Origin of the sequence: Thauera sedimentorum (assembly GCF_014489115.1) — a bacterium.
Classification (GTDB): domain Bacteria; phylum Pseudomonadota; class Gammaproteobacteria; order Burkholderiales; family Rhodocyclaceae; genus Pseudothauera; species Pseudothauera sedimentorum.
The window spans coordinates 409,051-428,140 of sequence record NZ_JACTAH010000001.1; the positions used below are offsets into that span (position 1 = coordinate 409,051).

The following is a 19,090-nucleotide window of genomic DNA, read 5'->3' on the forward strand; positions in this document are numbered from 1 at the left end:
AGACGAGCGATGGGCAGCACTCTCGACGACGCACGGCTGCGCGCGCAGGTGATCGGCATCCTGCGCCGCATCGCCCCGGAGCTGGAGGAAGGCGCGCTGAGCGACGACCGTCCGCTGCGCAGGCAGGTGGATCTCGACTCGATGGACTGGCTGAACTTCCTGGTCGGCATCAGCCGCGAGCTGGCGGTGGACATCCCCGAGGCGGACTACGGCCGCCTCGTCACCCTGGCCGACCTGATCGGCTACCTGAAGCAGCGGCGGGCGTGATGGTTTCGTGCTGGCGGGTCGGCGTATGGGTCCGTCCTGCATCCCCCCGTAGGAGCGGTCTTGGCCGCGATGCGGCCTGAGAGGAAACAAGCGCCGCATCGCGGCCAAGGCCGCTCCTACCATCGTCCGCAGGCGGATCCGGCGCTGCCTGACTAAGCGCCGGCGTCGAAGCGCCAGGCGACCGGCTGCTCCGGGCGGTAGGCGCAGAAGGTGCCGGTGCGCAGGCTGTTCTCCAGGTGGCGGCCGAGCGGCTGGTGCACCTCGTGCAGCTTGCGCACCGCGTGGCGGATGCGCCAAGTCACCGTGCTGCGCGCGCGCTCCGCCAGGCTGCCCAGGCGGCGGTTGCGCCCGCCCAGGCCGAGGGCGCGGGCGAGGGCGTCGAGCAGTTCGTCCAGTTCGCCGCGCAGCCGCTCGCTGCGCCCGAGGTCGTTGGCGTCCTCGGCCTCGGCCAGTTCCTCCTGCAGCTCGCGGATGCGCGCCTGCACGCTGCGCCGCGCACCGGCGTCCAGTACGCGCTCGCCGGCGTAGGACTCGGCGGCACGGTCGGCCAGGTCCAGGCAGTGCAGTTCGTCGCCCGGGCGCTCGAGCAGGCGGCGGATGTCGTGCAGACCCTTCATGTCGGCGACGATGGACTCGCGCCCGCGAAAACGCAGCAGCCAGGCGTCGCCGCGCCGCGCGAAGAGCTCCGGCGCGGGTGTGGCCTCGGTCGCCTCGGCGACTGGCGTCGGGCCGTCGGTGTCGATGCCGAGCAGGCGGAAGCCTTCGCGCAGGAAGTCCTGGTCTTCCGCGCGGCGGTAGGGGTTGACCGCCAGCAGCCAGCGAAAGGCTTCGCCGGGCGTGGGCTCGCGGCCGCGGGTGATGCGCTCGCGGAAGGCGTGCTGGTAGTCGGCCAGGTAGCGTTGCGCCTCGTCGCTGCGCCCGAGGTAGGCCAGCGCGACCGCGAGATAGGCCGGGGTGTCGACGATCGGCAGGTCGGCGGCGCGCTTGCCGGCGGCCAGCGCGGCTTCCAGGTCCTGGGCGGAGAAGTGCGCCATCGCCGCGTAGGCGTAGTAGGCGGTGGGGTGGTAGGGGTTCAGGCGCATCGCCTTGTGCGCGTGGGTCACGCCCACTTCCGGGCGGCCGAGGAAGGTCTCGCACAGGGCGAGCTGGATCAGCATGTCCGCGTCGTTGGGGCATAGCGCCAGCGCGCGGTCGAAGTACCACGCGGCGAGGTCGTACTCGCGCCGGTAGAGCTGGATGCGGCCGATCACCAGGTGCAGCAGCGGGTCGCGGTCGTCGAGGTCCAGCGCGCGGTGGGCGTGCGCGTAAGCCTGGCGCGCGTTGGTCTCGTAGTGCTCCCACAGCTGGCAGCTCCACTCGTTGAACCAGGACAGCGACAGCCCGCCGTGCGCGCGGGCGTAGAGCGGGTCGATGGCCAGCGCGTGCTCGAACAGCACACGCGCGGCGGTATCGGCCTCCAGCGTGCCCCGGCGCAGCAGCATCATGCCGCGCAGCGTGGCCTCGTAGGCCGCCAGCTTGTCGGTGGGCTTGCCCTGCGCCGCACTCAGCAGGCGCTCTTCCAGGCGGGCGGCGAAGGTGGCGGCGATGCGCGCGACGATCTCGTCCTGCAGTTCGAAGGGGGCCTCGGCAGGCGCCTCGAACTGCTCGCGCCAGATCTGCGTGCCGCTGTCGGCCTCGACCAGCGTGGCGGTCACGCGCAGCCGTTCGCCCGCGCGCCGCAGGCGTCCGCGCAGCACGTGGCTGGCCTGCAGCCGGTGGGCGACTTCCGGATCGGGCAGGTCTGCGACCGCCAGCCCGGACATCCAGGAGATCACCTGCAGCGTCGGAAAACGGCTCAGCTCGCCGCAGACGTCCTCCAGCAGGCCCTGGGCGAGCAGCGCCTCGCCGTCGCCGTCGTCGGCGGTCTGGAAGGGCAGTACTGCCAGGGTCGGGCCGTGCGCGGACATCAACGCTCTCCTGCGGCGCCGGAGCCTTGCGGGGCGCCTGAATCATTCTAGACGCCGTCCGCCTCACGGCCAGGCGCGGGCCGCCTCACATCGTAAGGCGTCGCCTCACGCCTATACGGGTGACGGGGCCGCTCCGGCTCCGCATCCACCCCGAGAACCGAGAGGAGAACCACTCATGCAGATCCGAGACATCCGTGGCCTGACGCTCACCGGCGCCACCCAGGAGGCGCTGCCGCACTATGAACAGGCCGTGGCCGAACTGCTGTGCTACCGCGCCGACCCGGTGGCCAGCGTGGACCGCGCCATCGCCGCCGCGCCCGGTTTCGCCATGGCCCACGCCTTGCGCGCCTGGCTGCACCTGCTCGGCACCGAGCCGGCTGGGCTGCCGGTGGCGCGCGAATCGCATGCGCTTGCCGCGCGCTGGGCGGCGAGCGAGCGCGAGCGCGGCCATGTCGCGGCCATCGGCCACGTCCTCGACGGCCACTGGCAGCGCGCCGGGCGCGTGCTGGAAGATGTCAGCATTGCCGAGCCGCGCGACCTGCTGGCCCTGCTGGCCGGACACCTGATCGACTTCTACACCGGCCACTCGCGCATGCTGCGCGACCGCATCGCCCGCGCCCTGCCGGCCTGGAACGAATCGGTGCCCGGCTACCACGCGCTGCTCGGCATGCACGCCTTCGGCCTGGAGGAGACCGCCGACTACCTGCGCGCCGAGGCCGCCGGGCGCCGCGCGGTGGAGCTCGAACGGCACGACGCCTGGGCCTGGCATGCGGTGGCGCATGTGATGGAGATGCAGAACTGCACGCGCGATGGCATCGCCTGGCTGCGCAGCGACAGCGCGGCCTGGGCCGAGGATTGCTTCTTCAAGGTGCACAACTGGTGGCACCTGGCGCTGTTCCACTACGACCGCTGCGAGTTCGACACCGTGCTGGCGATGTTCGACCGCGAGGTGTTCGGCGAACGCTCGCCGATGGCGCTCGACCTGATCGACGCCTCCGCCCTGCTGTGGCGCCTGCAGCTGCAGCGCGTGCCGCTGGGTAGCCGCTGGGACGCGGTGGCGGAGAACTGGGCGCCGTTCGCCGCGGCGGGCAACTACGCGTTCAACGACGCGCACGCGGCGATGGCTTTCGCCGGTGCCGGGCGCGGCGACCTGGTGGAGGCGCTGCTGGCCGCGCAGCAGGCGACGATGGCGCGCACCGACGACAACGCCGCGTTCACCCGCGAGGTCGGCCATCCGCTGTGCCGGGCGATCCTCGCCTTCGTCGACGGCGACTACCGCCGGGCGGCCGGCCTGCTGCGCGACCTGCGCCCGATCGCCCAGCGTTTCGGTGGCAGCCACGCGCAGCGCGACATCATCGACCTCACCTTGCTGGAAGCCGCGCAGCGCGGCGGCGAGGTCGCGCTGGCCGAGGCGCTGGCCGCCGAGCGCAGCGACCTGCGTCCCGCCAGCCCGCTCGCCCGCCTGCTGCTCGAACGCAGCGAGGCGCAGCCGCTGGCCGCTTGAAGGGACGCCCCGTCCTGCCCGGCGGGCCGGCCAGGTACGGCCGGCCCGCCTTCAACGCCACCGGAGCGCGGCGAGATCGTGCACGTAGATCGGGTAGTTCACCCACAGGCCTTCCAGGCCCTTGCGCGCGACGGTGGACACCTGCGGGGCGTAGAGCCAGGCGTTCACCGCGTCGTCGGCCAGTTTGCGCTGGATGTCCGCCAGCAGGCGGTTGCGCTGGCGCGGGTTCACGGCGTTGCGGTGGGCTTCGACCAGGGCGCGGAAATCGGCATTGTCGTAACCGAAGTAATAGGACGGGTCGGTGTAGATGTCGTAGTCCAGCGGTTCGACGTGGTTGATCAGCGTCATCTCGAACCTGCCCTGGAAGGCGCCGTTCAGCCAGTCCGGCCAGCTGACCAGTTCGATGTCGACGTCGATGCCAGCCGCGGCGAGCTGCTGGGCGACGACCTTGCCACCGTCGCGCGCGTACGGCGTCGGCGGCAGGCTCAGTTTCAGCCTCAGGCGGCCCTCGACGCCGGCTTCGGCCAGCAGCGCCCTGGCGCGCACCGGGTCGTAGGGGTAGCGGTCTGCCAGGTGCAGGTATCCGTCCTCGGTGGGGGAGTAATGGCTGCCGATCGGATCGCCGCGCCCTTCCAGCACCTGGTGGATCACCGCGGCGCGGTCGATGGCATGGCTGATCGCCTGGCGCACGCGCAGGTCGTCGAGCGGCGGGTGGCGGTTGTTGAGGGCGAGCAGCGTCTTGCTGCTCGACCCGCCGGTCAGTACCTGATAGCGCTCGTTCAGCCGGTTGCGCAGCACCGACTTGGTCGCGAAGTTGAAGAAGACGTCGACCTCCGGCGGCAGTTCGGTGCTGTCCACGAAGGAGTTCACGAAGCGGAACACCGCCCGCTGCAGCTGCACTGATGCCGCGTCGCGGTAGCCCGGCCACTTCACCAGGGTGATCGCGTGTCCCTTGTCCCAGCGTTCCAGGCGGAAGGGCCCGGTGCCGACCGGTTCGGTGCTTGCCCGCTCGGCGCTGGCCGGGTGCAGGATGACCGCCGGGCTCTCGCCGAGCCGGTAGAGCAGGTGCGGGTCGCGATGACGCAGCACCAGCACCACGGTGTGCGGATCGGGGGTGTCGATGCGCTCGATGTTGTCGAAGAGCTTGGTCCGCGACTTGTTTCCGGAGTCGGGCGCCTTGGCCCGTTCGAAGGAGTACTTCACGGCCGCGGCGTCGAAGGCCTGGCCGTCATGGAAGCGCACGTCGCGGCGCAGCCGGAAGCTGTAGTGGCGCGCGTCCGCGGAGATCTCCCAGGATTCGGCCAGCAGCGGCGTGGTGCTGCCGTTCTCCTCGATCTTCACCAGGCCTTCGAGCACGTTGTAGTGCACCACTTCACCGACCGCCGCCGCCGGCGCCGAGGTGGGGTCGAGGCTGTTGGGTTCGAGGGTGATCCCGAACACCACCTGGTCCCTGGCGCTGGCAGGGCCGGCGAGCCAGGCGCCGGCCATCAGGTGGGCAATCAGCAGGTAGCGTGCGATCATACGCATCGTGCTGCGCCAGTCGGTCTTGCTCATCTGGTTTCCCTCGCTGAATCCCTGAACCTGTCGTTCTCGATTATCCGGGTCGAATTTGTCCACTGCATTCCTTTCAGCGTCCGATTCCAGCCGCGCACGCCGCAATGGCGTGTTCGCCGCAGCGGCGCTGGTCGCGAGTCTGCTGTTCGGTCTGCTGTACTGGCTGCACGGGGTCTATGTCGAGCGTGAGCACCGCCATCGCCACCAGGCCGAACGCGAACTGCAGTCTATCAATCAGTTGCAGTTGCGCGCACTGAATGCGTGGCGCCAGGATGCCTTGCGCGATGCGGGCATGCTGGTCGAGGACGGATTGCTGGCCGCGGCGCTGGCGCAATGGCGGGGTGCGGCGGACCGGACGGCGCGCGAGCGGGTCGGCGAGCGCCTCCGCGCGCTCAAGGAACTGGGGCATTACACCGCGGTTCATTACGTCGACATCCAGGGGAAGGTGCACCTGAGCGCGCTGGGCGAGGTGAGCGAGCCCGGCGTCGACCGGGTGCCGGACAGCGAGTCCGCCTTCCTGCGCGAGGCGCTCGCCTCGGCCGTTCCGGTGATGTCCGAACCGGTGGCCCGGCAGGTGTTCGCGTTTCCCTCGGTGAGCGTGTTTGCCCCGCTGTACGACGACGAGCGCGCAATCGGGGCGGTGTGGCTGGTGCAGGACCTGCGTGTCGGCCTGATCCCGCTGGTGGAGCCCTGGCCCACCCCCAGCCAGACGGCGCGTTCCAGCATCGTGTGGCGCGAGGGCGACCTCGCCCGTTACCTGAATGCCCCGCGCGGCGCGAACGCCGAAGTCCTGCACTACACCTATCCGCTCGATGCCGGGCATACCGCCGTGGTGCAGGCGCTGGAGGGCGTGCGCGGGGTCTTCTACGCCCGCGACGAATCCGGGCGTGCGGTGATGGCCGTGGCCAGCCCGGTCTTCGGCACCGACTGGATGCTGGTGTCCGCGGTCGAGATCGCCGAGGTCTTTGCCGACGTACGGCGGCGCGAACTGCTTGCCCTGACCCTGCCGGTAAGCCTCTTGCTGCTGTTCTCGGCCGGTGTGATAGGCGTGGTGCTGCGCCGCGCCTGGCAGCGCGAGCGGGTGCTTACCCAGGCCCTGCAGCGCAGCCTGGGCGGGCTGGAGGCCGAATTGCGGGTCGACCCGCTGACCGGGGTGGCCAACCGCCGCGCGATCGATGAGTCGGCGCGCTTCCAGCTCGCGCTCGCGGTGCGCGGCAGGACGCCGCTGTCCCTGCTGATGATCGATGTCGATCATTTCAAGAATTTCAACGACCACTATGGCCATCCCGCCGGCGACCAGTGCCTGAAGAGCGTGGCGGCGGCGCTGCAGGCCCATGTGGGACGCGCGGGCGAACTGGTCGGACGTTACGGCGGCGAGGAGTTCGCCGTGCTGTTGCCCCTGTCCGATGCGAAGGCCGCACTGGATCTGGCGCAGCGCATGTGCAAGGCGGTGCGCGAACTGCGGATCCCGCATGCGGCGTCGGCCGGTGGGCCGTGGGTGACGGTCAGCGTGGGGGTGGCGTGGCTCAAGCCGGAGGAGATCGCGCTCGACCTCGCTCGCGCCCATCATGAAGCGCCCGGCGGCGCGGTGGACTGGCCGCCGCTCAGAAATCTGTTCGAGCGTGCCGACATGGCGCTCTACGAGGCCAAGCGCACGGGGCGCGATCGCGCGGTGCTGTACGACGACCTGGCCGGCTGCACGGTGTCCTGAACCGGGCACTCGCGGGCTCGTCCTCGCAGATACGCGATGCCGACTACTGGTGAAGGCCCGGCCGGCGCTCAGGCGCCGGGCAGCGCCGGTTCGCCGCAGTGTGCCAGGATCGCTGCCTGGGCTTCGTCGCGCAGGCGGATCAGCGCAGCCCAGTCGCTGCCGCCCGGTGGCAGTGGCGCACACACGGTGAGCCGCAGCGGCGCCACGTGGGGCAGCCAGTCGCCGTCGGGCAGCATCCGCCGGGTGCCGGCGAGCGCCAGCGGCACCACCGGGATCCGGGCCACGGCGGCGGTCTGGAAAGCGCCCAGGCGGAAGGGGCGCAGGCCGGGCTCGCGCTCGAAGGTGCCCTCGGCGAAGAACAGCAGCGGCGGCGGCTCGCGCGCGCTGTCGGCCAGTTCGCGCGCGTCGGCCACGCTGCGCCGAGCATCCAGGCGGTCCACGAAACGGGTCCCGAGGCGGGTCAGCACCGCGTGCAGCAGGCCGCCGCCGGCCAGTTCGCCCTTGGCGACGAAGCGCACCTGCCGCGGCAGGATGGCGGCCAGCACCAGGCCGTCCAGATAGCTGGCGTGGTTGGCCACCAGCACGCAGGGGCCGTCGGGCAGCGGCGCCAGCATGCGGCGCTCGCAGCGGTAGCCCGACAGGCGCAGGCAGCTGCGCGCCAGCAGGCGGCAGGCGGTCCAGCGCTGGGTGGCGCGCGGCAACAGCCACAGGGCGGCGAAGGTGGCGGGCAGGTGCAGGCCCAGCATGGCCCATGCCCAGAGACCGTGCAGACGGTCGGCAAGCCGGCCGCTGTGGCGCCGCAGGTGCTCGGGCAGGCCGGCCAGCGCCAGGCGGAGCACCTGCAGCCAGGGCGCGCGCTGCGCCTGCGCCAGTGTGCCTGCCAGGTAGCGGCTGCGCAGTTCGGCACGGCGGATCTTGCCGCTGGAGGTCTTGGGCACGGTGTGCGGCGGGGCCAGCACCACCTCGTCCGGCGGCAGGCCGAGCAGATCGCTGCCCAGCGCGGCGATCCGCCTGTGCAGTTCCGCCCGCGCGGCGGCGCCGCGTTCCCGGGTTTCGGCCACCACCACCAGGCGCTCGCTGCCTTCGCCGCCCGGGTCGCTCACCCCGAAGGCGGCCACGCAGCCCTTGCGCACGCCGGGCAGCTCGCCGGCGGCCTGTTCCAGTTCGTAGGGATACACGTTGCGCCCGCCGCGGATGATCATCTCCTTGGCACGCCCGCACAGGTAGAGCTCGCCCTCGGCGAGGTAGGCGAAGTCGCCGGTGTCCAGCCAGTCGCCATGGAACAGCGCGGCGCTGGCGCCCGGGTTGCGGTAGTAGCCGGCGGTGGCCGACGGGCCGCGGAACTGCAGGCGGCCGACTGTGCGTTCGTCCAGCGCGCGGTCGTCGGCATCGACCACGCGCAGTTCGTGGCCGGGCAGCGGCAGGCCGCAGGAGACGAAGCGCAAGGCGGCGGGGTCGGCGGCGTCGGCCGCTTCGGCACGTGAGGCGGTGGCGAAGGGCTCGCGGCGGATGCGGTCGATGCGCGGGCCGCGGCCTGGCGGGGTGACGGTCAGGCCGACCGTGCATTCGGCCAGCCCGTATACCGGCGCCAGCGTCTCCGGGGCGAAGCCGTAGGGCGCGAAGCGCTCGGCAAAGCGCTCGAGCGTGGCCGGGCTGACCGGCTCGGCGCCATTGGCGGCGAAACGCCAGGTGGACAGATCCAGCCCGTCCAGATCCACGTCGGCCAGGCGGCGCACGCACAGTTCGAAGGCGAAGTTGGGGGCGGCGCTGACCGTGCCGCGGTAGCGGTGGATGGCCCACAGCCAGCGCTCGGGACGGGCGAGGAAGTCGAGCGGCGACATCAGCACCAGCGGGTAGCCCTGGTACAGCGCGCCCAGCCAGGCGCCGATCAGGCCCATGTCGTGGTACAGCGGCAGCCAGCTGACCGCAACGTCGCCGGCATCCAGGCGCAGGGCCTGGCCCCAGGCGCGGATGTTGGCCAGCAGGTTGGCGTGGGTGAGTGCCACGCCCTTCGGCTGGCCGGTGGAGCCGGAGGTGTACTGGATCAGCGCCAGGTCGTCCGGGTTCTGCGCCACCGGCGCTGCCGGCGTGCCCGCGCCGCCCAGCAGGTCGGCCGGGGTGAGCACCTGGCGCAGCGCCGGGGCGAGACCGGGCAGCAGGCGGGCGAGCGGGCGCACCGCGTCGAAGGTGAGCAGCACCGGCGCTTCGCAGTTGCGCAGGATGCCGGCCTGGCGGCGCAGGTGATCCTCCAGCAGGGCGGGGCGCGCCGGCGGGTAGAGCGGCACCGGCACCGCGCCGGCATGCAGCGTGCCGAAGAAGCAGCGAAAGAAATCCAGCCCGGAGGGCAACATGATGGCGACGCACTGGCCGGGCTGGACGCCGGCGCGGCGCAGGGCTCCGCCCGCCGCTGCGGCGGCGTCGGCCAGGCCGCGGTAGTCGAGCGTCTCGGCGGCCTCGTCGGCCTGCAGGAAGGTGACATGGGTGCGCTGCGGCTGGCGCGCGGCGTGCCAGGCGAGCACCGCCTGCAGCGTGGGGGCGACGCCGGGCGGGCTCACCGCGAGCTGCGGCGGTGCCGGGGGCGGGGCACGTTCGGCGCGCTCCGCGGGGGGGCGCGATGTCGTGGCGCCCGGCGCTCGCCGGGCCTGGCGCTGCAACAGGGCGAGCAGTTGCCGCGGGGTGTCGGCACCGATCACCTCTTCTTCGGGCAGCGCCATGCCGAAGCGCTTCTCGAGTCGCGCGAGCAGCTCCACCCGGGTGAGGCTGTCGAAGCCCAGATCGTGGTCGAGGCGGCTGTCCAGGCCGGTGCGGGTGCGCCGGCCCGGGTGCAACTCATTCGCCAGGGCGTCGATGACGGCGATCAGCGCCGCTTCGCCCGGTGGCACGGGCGGCTTGTCCATGGCCCCAGTGTGGTAGGCGCACCGGGGCTTGGCAAGCCGCGCCGCGCGGCGGTCAGCCGCCCATCTGGGCCAGCTGGAAGCGGTTGCGCAGGAAGCCCTGGAAGGTCTTTACCTCTTCCAGCGCGAGCTGCAGGCGGCCCTTCTCGATACGGTTGAGGTGGTCCAGCGGCAGGTGGTTGCTGGGTTCGCGGCCCTGCTCCAGCGCGAGCAGCTGGGCGCGCAGGCGCAGGCCGACCAGGAAGTCGAAGGCGGCGACGATGTTCTCGGCCTGCTGGCCGTTGAGCACGCCGGCCTCGCACAGGCCGAGGATGCGGTCGCGGGTGCCGCCGTCCACGATGCCGGCGCGCAGCGCCATGGCCTTGACCCCTTCGGTGATGGCGAAGATGCCGGCCTTCTTGACGTCGATGCTGCCGCGATGCGGGCCCTTCTTTTCCGCCACCACACGGCCGAACCAGCCCAGCGGCGGGCGGAACTTGACCACATTGGCCGCGCTCCTGGCGAGGAAAAGGTCGTTGGCGCGCAGCTGTTCGGTGATGCAGGTCTTCAGTTCGCGCTCGAAAGCCGGGTCGCCGTGCAGGGTGCGCAGATCGAAGAACATGCTGCCGGACATGATGTTGTCCGGCGTCGGCGTAGCCAGCCACTTGTCGAGCACCTGCTTCCACTCGCGCAGGCTGCGCCGCCAGATGTCGTTCTTGGCCATGATGCCGCCGGGGCAGGGCGGGACGCCGATGCTGATCAGGGTGTCGATCAGGTCAATGCTGAACTCGCGCAGGCGGTCGAGCTCGGCGGCGGACAGGTCGTCGGCGTAGATGATGGCGTTGTCCTGGTCGGTGACCAGGGTCTGCTCGCCGCGCCCCTCGCTGCCGAGCACCACGAAGGCGAAGCGCTTGGTGAGGTCCGGGTAGCGTTCGGAGCGCACCAGTTCGATCAGCCGCGCGAGGATGCGGTCGTTGAGGTGGGCTACGGTCTGCACCAGGTCGCGGGTGTCGATGCCGGTGCCGACCAGATGCACCACCAGCTCCTCGACCTTGCGGTGCAGGGCCTTGAGCGCCTCGGCGCTGTCGGCCTCCTCGATCTCCAGCATCAGCTGCTGGGGCGAGCGGCTCTGCAGGCGCAGCACGTCGGAGTCGGTGAGGATGCCGCTCAGGCGACCGTCGGCATCGACCACGCACAGGCGGTGGATGCGCCGCCGGCTCATCAGGAACAGCGCCTCGAACAGGTACTCGTTCTCGCCGATGGTCACCAGCGGGCTGTTCATCACGTCGCTGACCCGCAGCTCGCGTGGGTCCAGGCCCGCGGCGACCACCTTGTTGCGCAGGTCGCGGTCGGTGACGATGCCCACCGGCTCGGCATCCTTGCACGCCACCACGCTGGAGATGCCGCGCTGACGCATGTCGGCTGCCACCTCCACCAAGGGCTGGTCGGCGGCGCAGGTCACCACATTGCGCCGGGCAAGGCTGCCCACCGGGGTGAAGAAGACATTCTCGGCGGTCATCGGATGCATCCCCCTTTTGTTTGAGTGGTTATACGGATGGACTATATACGTTCGGCGCACGCTCGTGGGGGAGGAGGGGGTGCGCACGGCGCGCGGCTGCGTCAAACTACCGGGCTGAAAGCGGAGGCAAGGAATGGATGGAGCGCAGCGGCCGCAGCGGTGGGCCTTCGATACGCCACTGGGGCGCATGGTGGCGCTGGCCGGCGCGCAGGGCTTGCTGGGCCTGTACTTCGATGATCAGAACGACCTGCCGGATGCAGCGTGCAGCGACGAAGCGCCGTCGCATCCGCTGCTGCGCCAGGCGGAGCGCGAGATCGCCGAGTATTTCGCCGGCGCCCGCGCGGCCTTCAGCCTGCCGCTCGCCCCGGCGCCGACCGCCTTCCAGCAGCGCGTGCGCGAAGGGCTGACGACCGTCGGCGCCGGCCAGACCACCACCTACGGCGAGCTGGCGCGCGCCATAGGCAGCCCGCAGGGCTTCCGCGCGGTTGCCCAGGCGCTGGCGAACAACCCCTTGGTGATCATCGTGCCCTGTCATCGCGTTCTGGCGCACGGCGGCAAGCTGGGTGGGTTTTCCGCCGGGCTGGCGCGCAAGCCGCAGTTGCTGGCGCACGAGGCGCGCCACTGGCGCCCCTTGCTTCAGTAAGGGCGGCCGCGGTACATGCGGGGCGCGCGCGCGGCGGCCGGAGCAGGACCGGTCGGTTCGCGCGGCTGCTCCGGCGACGGCAGCGCGGCGATGGTCTCGGCATCGAGTTCGCGCAATGCGATGTTGCTGAGCATGCGCACCGAGGACAGGCTGGCCGCTTCGCCGCCAAGCAGCACCAGGGTGCCGGCGGGGGCAAGGCGCAGCATCAGCCAGTGTTCGGCAAAGCGGAGCACCAGGTCCCGCGTGCCGGGCAGGCAGGCTTCGGCGCCCTCCTGCAGTGCGGCGAGGTAGGGGCGCGCGGAAGCCAGAACGCCGGCATCGACGAAATCCGGCATCCGGTTCAGCCGCGGCTCGCAATCGGCGTCGAGCAGGCACAGTCCGACGACGCCCGGCAGTTCCAGTACGTTGTCCAGCAGCTTGACCATATCCATCGTGTTCAGCCTCCGTGTAGCGTGCGGTGCAGCGCCCGCGCAACATCGTTCAGGTGCGCACGCGAGTCGAGGGTCACGCCAACCGTGCCGCTGGCACAGGGCAGGCACAGGGCGGTGAGCTGGCGGCCATGCAGCTGCAACTCGCGCAGGTCGTCCAGACCGAGGCAGCGCCCGAGCAGGCCGGCGGCCCGCACGAGCGGGTTGATCATCGTGGCGAGCGGCTCGACACCCTCGCCGCGGAGCGAGAGAACCTCGTCGTTGTCGGCACAATGCAGGTAGCCGGTGACGTTGGGGGCCTTGAGTATCTCGCTGATGGTGTGCTCATCCGGCATGGGCTTCTCCCGAAAGAAGGTTCTCGGAGCAACGCAGCATTCGTGCCAGTGACGGAGTCGCTCTTGCGCATGCATCAATCCCGCAGGGCCGCGCGGAAAGCGCCATGCGGCCACGGCTTGCCATGGTCAGATCCGTGCATACGGCATGTTGCGATGCACTATGAATGTGCGCGTGCAGCGTCCGCTGCCATCCCGCGGTGCGCGCCGTGCCGCGTGGGCGCGGGGTGCCGGACACTCTGCCGCGATGCCCTGGCGTGCCGGCAGTGGCACAATTCCCACCCCTACTTGCCAGGGCCGGACATGGAACTGAAGTGGTTGGAAGATTTCCTCAGCCTCGCCGAGACCGGCAGCTTCTCGCGCTCGGCCGAGCAGCGCCACGTCACCCAGCCGGCGCTGTCGCGCCGCATCCGCGCGCTGGAAGCCTGGCTCGGCGTGCCGGTGCTCGACCGCAGCACCTACCCGAGCCGCCTCACCGCTGCCGGCGAAGCCTTCAAGGGGCCGGCCGCCGACATCGTCAACCGCCTGCACGCCGCGCGTTCGCTGGCGCGCGGACAGCAACCGGTGGCCGGCGATGCGCTGGTGTTCGCGGTGCCGCACACCCTGGCCTTCGCCTTCTTTCCGGCCTGGCTGGGCCGCCTGAAGGCCGAGTTCGGCGAGGTGCCGACCCGGCTGATGGCCGGCAACGTTCACGACGTGGTGATGAGTCTGGCGGAAGGCGGCTGCGATCTGCTGCTGTGCTACCACCACCCCTCGCATCCGGTGTGGCTGGACCCGGCGCGCTTCGAGGGCCTGTGCCTGGGCACCGAGCGGGTGCGCGCCTTCGTGCCGCGCGGGCGCGCGGGCGATCCGCGCTGGCAGCTGCCGGGCAGCGCGCAGGCGCCGATCCCTTTCCTGCGCTACGGCCCCAACACCTATCTGCGGCGCATGGTCGACACCATCCTCGACCGGGCCGCAGAGCCAGCCCACCTCGCCCTGCAGTACGAGTCGGACATGGCCGAAAGCCTCAAGGCGATGCTGCTGGCCGGACACGGCCTGGCCTTCCTGCCGGCCAGCGCGGTGGCGCGTGAACTGGAGCGCGGCGAGGTGGCGGTCGCCGGCGGTGCGCCGTGGAGCCTGGAAATGGAGGTGCGACTGTACCGCGACCGCGCCAACACCCGGCCGGAACTGGCGCGGCTGTGGCAGCACCTGCTCGACCGTGCGAAGCGGAGCATGCCCGCCGAAGGGGCGCCCGCGGTGTAGCCGGGTCGGGTGCGGGAGAGGCCGCGGAGGTTATGCACCGATTGCATAACCCGATGACCCAACGGCATCGGGCACGAGGGCGCGGGCGCACAGAATGCCGTCACCCCTCAAACGGAGACCACCGATGTCCAACCTCGCCGATGCCACCGCCGCCCGCCTGGGCGGCCTGTCCTACCTCAACCCCAACGCGCCCGAACCGTGGGCGAGCTTCGTCGAACAGATCGAGCGCGTGCGTCCTTACCTGGGCGAGCTGGAGCGCTGGATCGAGACTCTCAAGCACCCCAAGCGCACGCTGATCGTCGACGTGCCGATCGAGCGCGACGACGGCACCGTGGCCCACTACGAGGGCTACCGGGTGCAGCACAGCCTGTCGCGCGGACCGGGCAAGGGCGGCATCCGCTTCCATCCTGACGTCACCCTCAACGAAGTGATGGCGCTGGCCGGCTGGATGACGATCAAGAACGCCGCGGTGGGTCTGCCCTTCGGCGGCGCCAAGGGCGGCATCCGGGTCGATCCGGCGAGCGTCAGCAAGGGCGAGCTGCAGCGCATCACCCGCCGCTTCACCTCGGAGATCGGCATCGTCATCGGCCCGGATCGCGACATTCCGGCCCCCGACGTGGGCACCAACGCGATGACCATGGCGGTGATGATGGACACCTTCTCGATGAACCGCGGCGGCACCGCCACCGGCGTGGTCACCGGCAAGCCGATCGCGCTCGGCGGCAGTCTCGGTCGCCAGGAAGCCACCGGCCGCGGCGTGTACATCACCGCGCGCGAAGCCGGGCGCCATCTCGGCCTGCCGATCGAAGGCGCGCGCGTGGCGGTGCAGGGCTTCGGCAACGTCGGCGGCATCGGTGCGCGGCTGTTCCACGAGGCCGGCGCGCGGGTGATCGCCATCGCCGACCACAGCGCGACGCTGGTCAACAAAGCCGGCATCGACATCCCCGCCGCGCTCGCCCATGTGGCCGCGCACGGCGGGCTGGCGGGTTTCGTCGGCGCCGCGCCGCTCGACATCGAGGAGTTCTGGCGGCTGTCGTGCGACTTCCTGGTGCCGGCCGCGCTCGAAGGACAGATCACCGCCGAACGTGCCGCCGGCATCCGCGCGCGGGTGGTGGTGGAAGGCGCCAACGGCCCGACCACGCCGGCGGCTGACGACATCCTGCGCGAGCGCGGCGTGCTGGTGGTGCCGGACGTGCTGGCCAATGCCGGCGGCGTGACCGTGTCCTACTTCGAGTGGGTGCAGGATTTCTCCAGCTTCTTCTGGACCGAGGACGAGATCAACGCGCGCCTGGAGCGCATCATGGTCGGCGCCTTCAACGCGATCTGGCAGGTGGCGCAGGAAAAGGGCGTGTCGCTGCGCACCGCCGCCTTCATCATCGCCTGCCATCGGGTGCTGGAGGCGCGCGCCGAGCGCGGCCTGTATCCCTGATACGCCGCTCCGCTCGTCCGCGTCACAGGCAGAAAAGAAAAACCCCAGCCGGTCACGGCTGGGGTTTCGGTACTGGTGGAGCCGGGGGGAATCGAACCCCCGTCCGCAAGCCCTCTACAGGCAGATCTACATACTTAGCCAGGCTATTTGGATTTAACCCCTGACTTAGCCGCCCGGCAGGCCGGACAGGGGCGAGTTACCTTACCTTTAGCTGCCGAACCAAGTAACCCGGTTCTGCTCGCGATTCTCTGTAAATGACACTGCAGCGGCTCAGCTTACGCTAAGACCACCCGGCCCAGAGACCTGCCGGTGCAGCGCCCGCCGGGATTAAGCGGCGAGAGCGAAACGCTCGTCGTTGGCGTTTGTTGATTTCCAGATGGATTTACGAGGTGACTGGTCCTCGGTATGCACTGCTCTGCTTCGCGACCCACGTCGAAGCCAGGTCGGCCCCAGTGATCGTTGTGACAGATATGGTGATGCGTGGTTCAGATTTCAAGAGGCAGTGTATCACGCGCCGCCCGGCGAGCACGACGCCGGACTGCTCAGCGCACGCGCACGGCGCTCATCAGATAGTTGACGTCGGTGTTGCGGCCGAGCGAGTAAGCCTGGCTGAAGGGGTTGTAGCTCATGCCGATCAATTCGCGTGACTCCAGGCCCGCCTCGCGTGCGTGACGCGAGAGTTCCGACGGTTTGATGAACTTGGCGTAGTCGTGGGTGCCGCGCGGCAGCAGCTTGAGCACGTACTCTGCGCCGATGACCGCGAACAGGTAGGACTTGGGGTTGCGGTTCAGCGTCGAGAAGAAGACCATTCCGCCCGGTTTGACCAGGCGTGTGCAGGCGGCCACGGTACTGCCGGGGTCGGGTACATGCTCGAGCATTTCCATGCATGTGACCACGTCGAAGCGTGCGGGGTGCGCGTCGGCAAAGGCTTCGGCGCTGGCGTGGTGGTAGTCGACCTTGAGGCCGCTCTCGAAGAGATGCAGACGGGCCACCCCGAGCGCCTTCTCGGACAGGTCTATGCCGGTAACCCGCGCGCCGCGTGCGGCCATGCCTTCGGAGAGGATGCCTCCGCCGCAGCCCACATCGAGTACGTCCTTGCCGGCCAGCATCGCCTGATCGTCGATCCAGTCAAGGCGCAGGGGATTGATCTCGTGCAGCGGCTTGAATTCGGAGGCAGGGTCCCACCAGCGGTGCGCAAGGTCGCTGAATTTCTGTACTTCGGCGGGATCGGCATTCGCGTTCATCGGCTATGTCTCGGGCGGAACTCGGGAAAAGGCGGATGGTACCGGAAATCGATCGCTTGGCAGACCCGCCGTTCCCTCGCCGGAAAAGAAAAAGCCCTGCCAGGGCAGGGCTTTTTCGGGGCGTGAGCCGGCGATTACTTGGTGCCGATCACTTCCACTTCCACGCGGCGGTCCGGCTGCAGGCAGCTGATCAGCGCGGCGCGGCCCTTGGTGCCGTCGCACTTGTTACCGGTGACCGGCTGGCGCTCGCCCTTGCCTTCGGTGTAGACGCGGTTGGCTTCGATGCCCTTCTCGACCAGGTAGGTCTTGACGGCAGCGGCGCGGCGCTCGGACAGGCGCTGGTTGTAGGCGTCAGAACCGATACGGTCGGTGTGGCCCACGGCCAGGATGACTTCCAGCTTCAGACCCTTGGCCTGGGCAGCCAGTTCGTCCAGGCGGCTCTTGCCTTCCGGCTTCAGCACGGCCTTGTCGAAGTCGAACAGGGCGTCGGCGGAGAGCTTGACCTTGTCAGCGGTCGGGCGGACGGCGGGTGCGGCAGCCGGGGCCGCAGCCGGAGCGGCGGCGGTGCACTTGTCCTTGGGTACGATGTCGCCATCGCACTCGCAGCCGGCCGGGAATTCACCCGCCATGGCGGAGGCGGCAGCGGCCGGGCTCCAGTAACCGGTCCGCCAGCACAGGCCGGTACCGCTGCGGGCGACAACGTTGCGCGCGTCGATCACGTACGGGATTTCGCCCTTGCCGTCGACGACCACGTCCTTGGTCTGGGCAAAAGCGGCGGGAGCGGAGAAGCCGGCCGCAGCGACGGCGGCGAGCAGCAGCATCTTGGTTTGTTTGATCATTTTTGTTCCTCGTCGAAGGGCAGGGATTGAATGAACCCGAACGGTATCGTGGTGCTTTCGGGAGCTTGTGGCGTTGAACGGACAATACGCTATCCAGTTCAAGTAACAAGTTTAGTTTGCCACACGGCAATAAGCCGGAGCAATTCTCTGTCGCTAGTGTGCAACAAGCTTTTACTCTCTTCGATCCTGAGTTCTCCATCCACCCAGACATGTGTCACATGTTCGCGTCCGGCGACGTTGACGAGATGCGAGACCGGGTCGAAGCAGGGCAGTGTTTCGGGCGTGCCGAGCCTCACGGCACACAGGTCGGCGAGCTTGCCGGGTTCGATCGAGCCGATGCGGTCGGTCATGCCGAGCGCCGCGGCGCCATTGAGGGTGGCCATGCGCAGGGCGGTGTGTGCCGGCACCGCGGTGGCGTCGAGGGTGGCCACCTTGGCCAGCAGGGCCGCGTGGCGCATCTCGGTGAACATGTCTAGGCGATTGTTGCTGGCCGCGCCATCGGTGCCCAGGCCGACGTTGATGCCGCGCTTGAGCAGGGCGTCTACCGGGGCGATGCCGCTGGCGAGCTTCATGTTGGAGGTGGGGCAGTGGGCGACGCTGCAGCCATGGTGCGCGAGCAGGTCGATGTCGGTGGCGTCCAGGTGCACCGCATGTACGCCGATGAAGTTGGCGCCGGGCAGCCCCAGGCGCTCCAGCCTGGCGAGGGGGCGGGTGCCGTGCTGAGTCAGCGAGTCGCCGATCTCCTGCGCGGTCTCGTGGATATGGATGTGGATCGGCACTTCGATCTCCGCCGCCAGGCTGGCCACCCGCTGCAGGGCGTCGTCGGAAACCGTGTAGGGAGCATGGGGCGCCAGCGTGAAGCCGATGCGCGGATGGTCGCGCCAGCGGTCGCGTGCGGCGAGGCCCTTGCGCAGGCAGTCGTCGGCGCCGGACGCGTAAGGCGTGGGGAAGTCGAGCACGACCGCGCCGAGGACGGCCCGCATGCCGGCCTGATCGAAGGCGTCGGCGGCGGCATCGGGGTAGAAATACATGTCGTTGCAGGTCGTCGTGCCACCGCGCAGCATCTCGGCCGCGGCCAGCAGGGTGCCGTCGCGTACGAAGGCGGCGGATACGTGCCGGCCTTCGGTGGGCCAGATCGCTTCCTGCAGCCAGCGCATCAGCGGCAGGTCGTCGGCGATGCCGCGCATCAGGCTCATGGCCGCGTGGGCATGAAGGTTGACGAAGCCGGGGAACAGCACGTGCTCGGTCAGCGCCAGGGTCCGCGCGGCGGGATGACGCCGGCGCGCTTCGTCGCGCGGCAGCAGTGCGAGGATTCGTTCGCCGCTCAGGACGACGGTGTGCTCTTCCAGCGTGACGCCGGCGGGTTCCACCGGCACGATCCAGCGGGCCTCGATCAGCAGGTCTGCCGTGTCATCCATGTGCTTGATGCCTCCAGGTTGGGCGCGCGGCGGGCTCGCCTGCCGCCGCGAACAGGTTCGTGAGCTGCGAGCTTACTTTGCGAGCGCGGTCGGACGCCATCGCAGCCGCCATCCGCGGGATGCGCGCCAGCGCGCCCGGAA

15 protein-coding genes and 1 other RNA gene are annotated in these 19,090 nt (G+C 70.1%); 6 read left to right on the forward strand and 10 right to left on the reverse strand.

Annotation, left to right across the window (positions count from 1 at the left end):
• The first annotated feature begins 9 nt into the window (after positions 1-9).
• The gene (locus IAI53_RS01825) at positions 10-267 is read left to right on the forward strand and encodes an acyl carrier protein (protein WP_187716456.1); all 258 of its coding nucleotides are present in this window, start codon (positions 10-12) and stop codon (positions 265-267) included.
• A gap of 152 nt (positions 268-419) precedes the next feature.
• Here the strand turns inward: IAI53_RS01825 and IAI53_RS01830 are convergent, their stop codons facing one another.
• Positions 420-2,213, reverse strand: coding sequence for a tetratricopeptide repeat protein (locus tag IAI53_RS01830; RefSeq protein WP_187716457.1), 1,794 nt, complete (start codon positions 2,211-2,213; stop codon positions 420-422).
• Between the two features lie 175 nt (positions 2,214-2,388).
• On the opposite strand from IAI53_RS01830, the gene IAI53_RS01835 reads away from it, so the two are divergent.
• On the forward strand, positions 2,389-3,717 hold the full coding sequence (locus tag IAI53_RS01835; RefSeq protein ID WP_187716458.1) for a tetratricopeptide repeat protein: 1,329 nt from the start codon (positions 2,389-2,391) through the stop codon (positions 3,715-3,717).
• Positions 3,718-3,768: 51 nt separating this feature from the next.
• Here the strand turns inward: IAI53_RS01835 and IAI53_RS01840 are convergent, their stop codons facing one another.
• Complete coding sequence (locus tag IAI53_RS01840) at positions 3,769-5,271, reverse strand: ABC transporter substrate-binding protein (RefSeq protein ID WP_225433113.1); 1,503 nt, start codon at positions 5,269-5,271, stop codon at positions 3,769-3,771.
• 109 nt (positions 5,272-5,380) lie between these two features.
• Here IAI53_RS01840 and IAI53_RS18720 point away from each other — a divergent pair, with 109 nt between their 5' ends.
• On the forward strand, positions 5,381-6,982 hold the full coding sequence (locus IAI53_RS18720; protein WP_187716459.1) for a GGDEF domain-containing protein: 1,602 nt from the start codon (positions 5,381-5,383) through the stop codon (positions 6,980-6,982).
• A gap of 68 nt (positions 6,983-7,050) precedes the next feature.
• Here the strand turns inward: IAI53_RS18720 and IAI53_RS01850 are convergent, their stop codons facing one another.
• Together IAI53_RS01850 and IAI53_RS01855 are read right to left on the reverse strand one after the other, a co-directional pair.
• Positions 7,051-9,879 carry an AMP-binding protein gene (locus IAI53_RS01850; protein WP_187716460.1) on the reverse strand — a complete coding sequence of 943 codons (2,829 nt, stop codon included), beginning with the start codon at positions 9,877-9,879 and terminating at the stop codon, positions 7,051-7,053.
• A gap of 52 nt (positions 9,880-9,931) precedes the next feature.
• A complete protein-coding gene (locus tag IAI53_RS01855) occupies positions 9,932-11,374 on the reverse strand; it encodes a putative nucleotidyltransferase substrate binding domain-containing protein (protein ID WP_187716461.1) in 1,443 nt (480 codons plus the stop codon).
• A 133-nt stretch (positions 11,375-11,507) separates the two neighbouring features.
• On the opposite strand from IAI53_RS01855, the gene IAI53_RS01860 reads away from it, so the two are divergent.
• Positions 11,508-12,017 (forward strand): methylated-DNA--[protein]-cysteine S-methyltransferase, encoded by a 510-nt coding sequence (locus tag IAI53_RS01860; RefSeq protein ID WP_187716462.1) that lies wholly within the window; start codon positions 11,508-11,510, stop codon positions 12,015-12,017.
• Here IAI53_RS01860 and IAI53_RS01865 read toward each other — a convergent pair.
• On the reverse strand, positions 12,011-12,448 hold the full coding sequence (locus tag IAI53_RS01865) for a hypothetical protein (protein ID WP_187716463.1): 438 nt from the start codon (positions 12,446-12,448) through the stop codon (positions 12,011-12,013). The two genes, IAI53_RS01860 and IAI53_RS01865, sit on opposite strands and share 7 nt — an antisense overlap.
• Positions 12,449-12,453: 5 nt before the next feature.
• Positions 12,454-12,780: a hypothetical protein gene (locus tag IAI53_RS01870; protein WP_187716464.1), complete on the reverse strand. Its 327-nt coding sequence runs from the start codon at positions 12,778-12,780 to the stop codon at positions 12,454-12,456.
• Between the two features lie 300 nt (positions 12,781-13,080).
• Between IAI53_RS01870 and IAI53_RS01875 the strand changes: the two genes are divergently transcribed.
• Positions 13,081-14,019: a LysR family transcriptional regulator gene (locus tag IAI53_RS01875; protein WP_187716465.1), complete on the forward strand. Its 939-nt coding sequence runs from the start codon at positions 13,081-13,083 to the stop codon at positions 14,017-14,019.
• A 124-nt stretch (positions 14,020-14,143) separates the two neighbouring features.
• On the forward strand, positions 14,144-15,448 hold the full coding sequence (locus IAI53_RS01880) for a Glu/Leu/Phe/Val family dehydrogenase (protein WP_187716466.1): 1,305 nt from the start codon (positions 14,144-14,146) through the stop codon (positions 15,446-15,448).
• Positions 15,449-15,521: 73 nt separating this feature from the next.
• Here the strand turns inward: IAI53_RS01880 and ssrA are convergent.
• The 4 genes from ssrA to IAI53_RS01900 all read right to left on the reverse strand — a co-directional run bounded on the left by ssrA (position 15,522) and on the right by IAI53_RS01900 (position 18,949).
• Positions 15,522-15,899, reverse strand: a transfer-messenger RNA (tmRNA) gene (gene ssrA, locus IAI53_RS01885).
• Between the two features lie 91 nt (positions 15,900-15,990).
• A complete protein-coding gene (ubiG, locus tag IAI53_RS01890; RefSeq protein WP_187716467.1) occupies positions 15,991-16,692 on the reverse strand; it encodes a bifunctional 2-polyprenyl-6-hydroxyphenol methylase/3-demethylubiquinol 3-O-methyltransferase UbiG in 702 nt (233 codons plus the stop codon).
• Positions 16,693-16,826: 134 nt separating this feature from the next.
• The gene (ompA, locus tag IAI53_RS01895) at positions 16,827-17,531 is read right to left on the reverse strand and encodes an outer membrane protein OmpA (protein WP_187716468.1); all 705 of its coding nucleotides are present in this window, start codon (positions 17,529-17,531) and stop codon (positions 16,827-16,829) included.
• 98 nt (positions 17,532-17,629) lie between these two features.
• Positions 17,630-18,949 carry a TRZ/ATZ family hydrolase gene (locus IAI53_RS01900; protein WP_187716469.1) on the reverse strand — a complete coding sequence of 440 codons (1,320 nt, stop codon included), beginning with the start codon at positions 18,947-18,949 and terminating at the stop codon, positions 17,630-17,632.
• Positions 18,950-19,090: the final 141 nt, after the last annotated feature.

Excerpts from the sequence above, each read along its gene's own strand:
- IAI53_RS01850 (WP_187716460.1), bottom strand. The coding sequence starts at position 9,879 with ATGGACAAGCCGCCCGTGCCACCGGGCGAAGCGGCGCTGATCGCCGTC.
- ubiG (WP_187716467.1), bottom strand. The coding sequence starts at position 16,692 with ATGAACGCGAATGCCGATCCCGCCGAAGTACAGAAATTCAGCGACCTT.
- IAI53_RS01870 (WP_187716464.1), bottom strand. The coding sequence starts at position 12,780 with ATGCCGGATGAGCACACCATCAGCGAGATACTCAAGGCCCCCAACGTC.
- IAI53_RS01860 (WP_187716462.1), top strand. The coding sequence starts at position 11,508 with ATGGATGGAGCGCAGCGGCCGCAGCGGTGGGCCTTCGATACGCCACTG.
- IAI53_RS01840 (WP_225433113.1), bottom strand. The coding sequence starts at position 5,271 with ATGAGCAAGACCGACTGGCGCAGCACGATGCGTATGATCGCACGCTAC.
- ompA (WP_187716468.1), bottom strand. The coding sequence starts at position 17,531 with ATGATCAAACAAACCAAGATGCTGCTGCTCGCCGCCGTCGCTGCGGCC.
- IAI53_RS01900 (WP_187716469.1), bottom strand. The coding sequence starts at position 18,949 with ATGGATGACACGGCAGACCTGCTGATCGAGGCCCGCTGGATCGTGCCG.
- IAI53_RS01835 (WP_187716458.1), top strand. The coding sequence starts at position 2,389 with ATGCAGATCCGAGACATCCGTGGCCTGACGCTCACCGGCGCCACCCAG.
- IAI53_RS01880 (WP_187716466.1), top strand. The coding sequence starts at position 14,144 with ATGTCCAACCTCGCCGATGCCACCGCCGCCCGCCTGGGCGGCCTGTCC.
- IAI53_RS01865 (WP_187716463.1), bottom strand. The coding sequence starts at position 12,448 with ATGGATATGGTCAAGCTGCTGGACAACGTACTGGAACTGCCGGGCGTC.
- IAI53_RS01825 (WP_187716456.1), top strand. The coding sequence starts at position 10 with ATGGGCAGCACTCTCGACGACGCACGGCTGCGCGCGCAGGTGATCGGC.
- IAI53_RS01830 (WP_187716457.1), bottom strand. The coding sequence starts at position 2,213 with ATGTCCGCGCACGGCCCGACCCTGGCAGTACTGCCCTTCCAGACCGCC.
- IAI53_RS01875 (WP_187716465.1), top strand. The coding sequence starts at position 13,081 with ATGGAACTGAAGTGGTTGGAAGATTTCCTCAGCCTCGCCGAGACCGGC.
- IAI53_RS01855 (WP_187716461.1), bottom strand. The coding sequence starts at position 11,374 with ATGACCGCCGAGAATGTCTTCTTCACCCCGGTGGGCAGCCTTGCCCGG.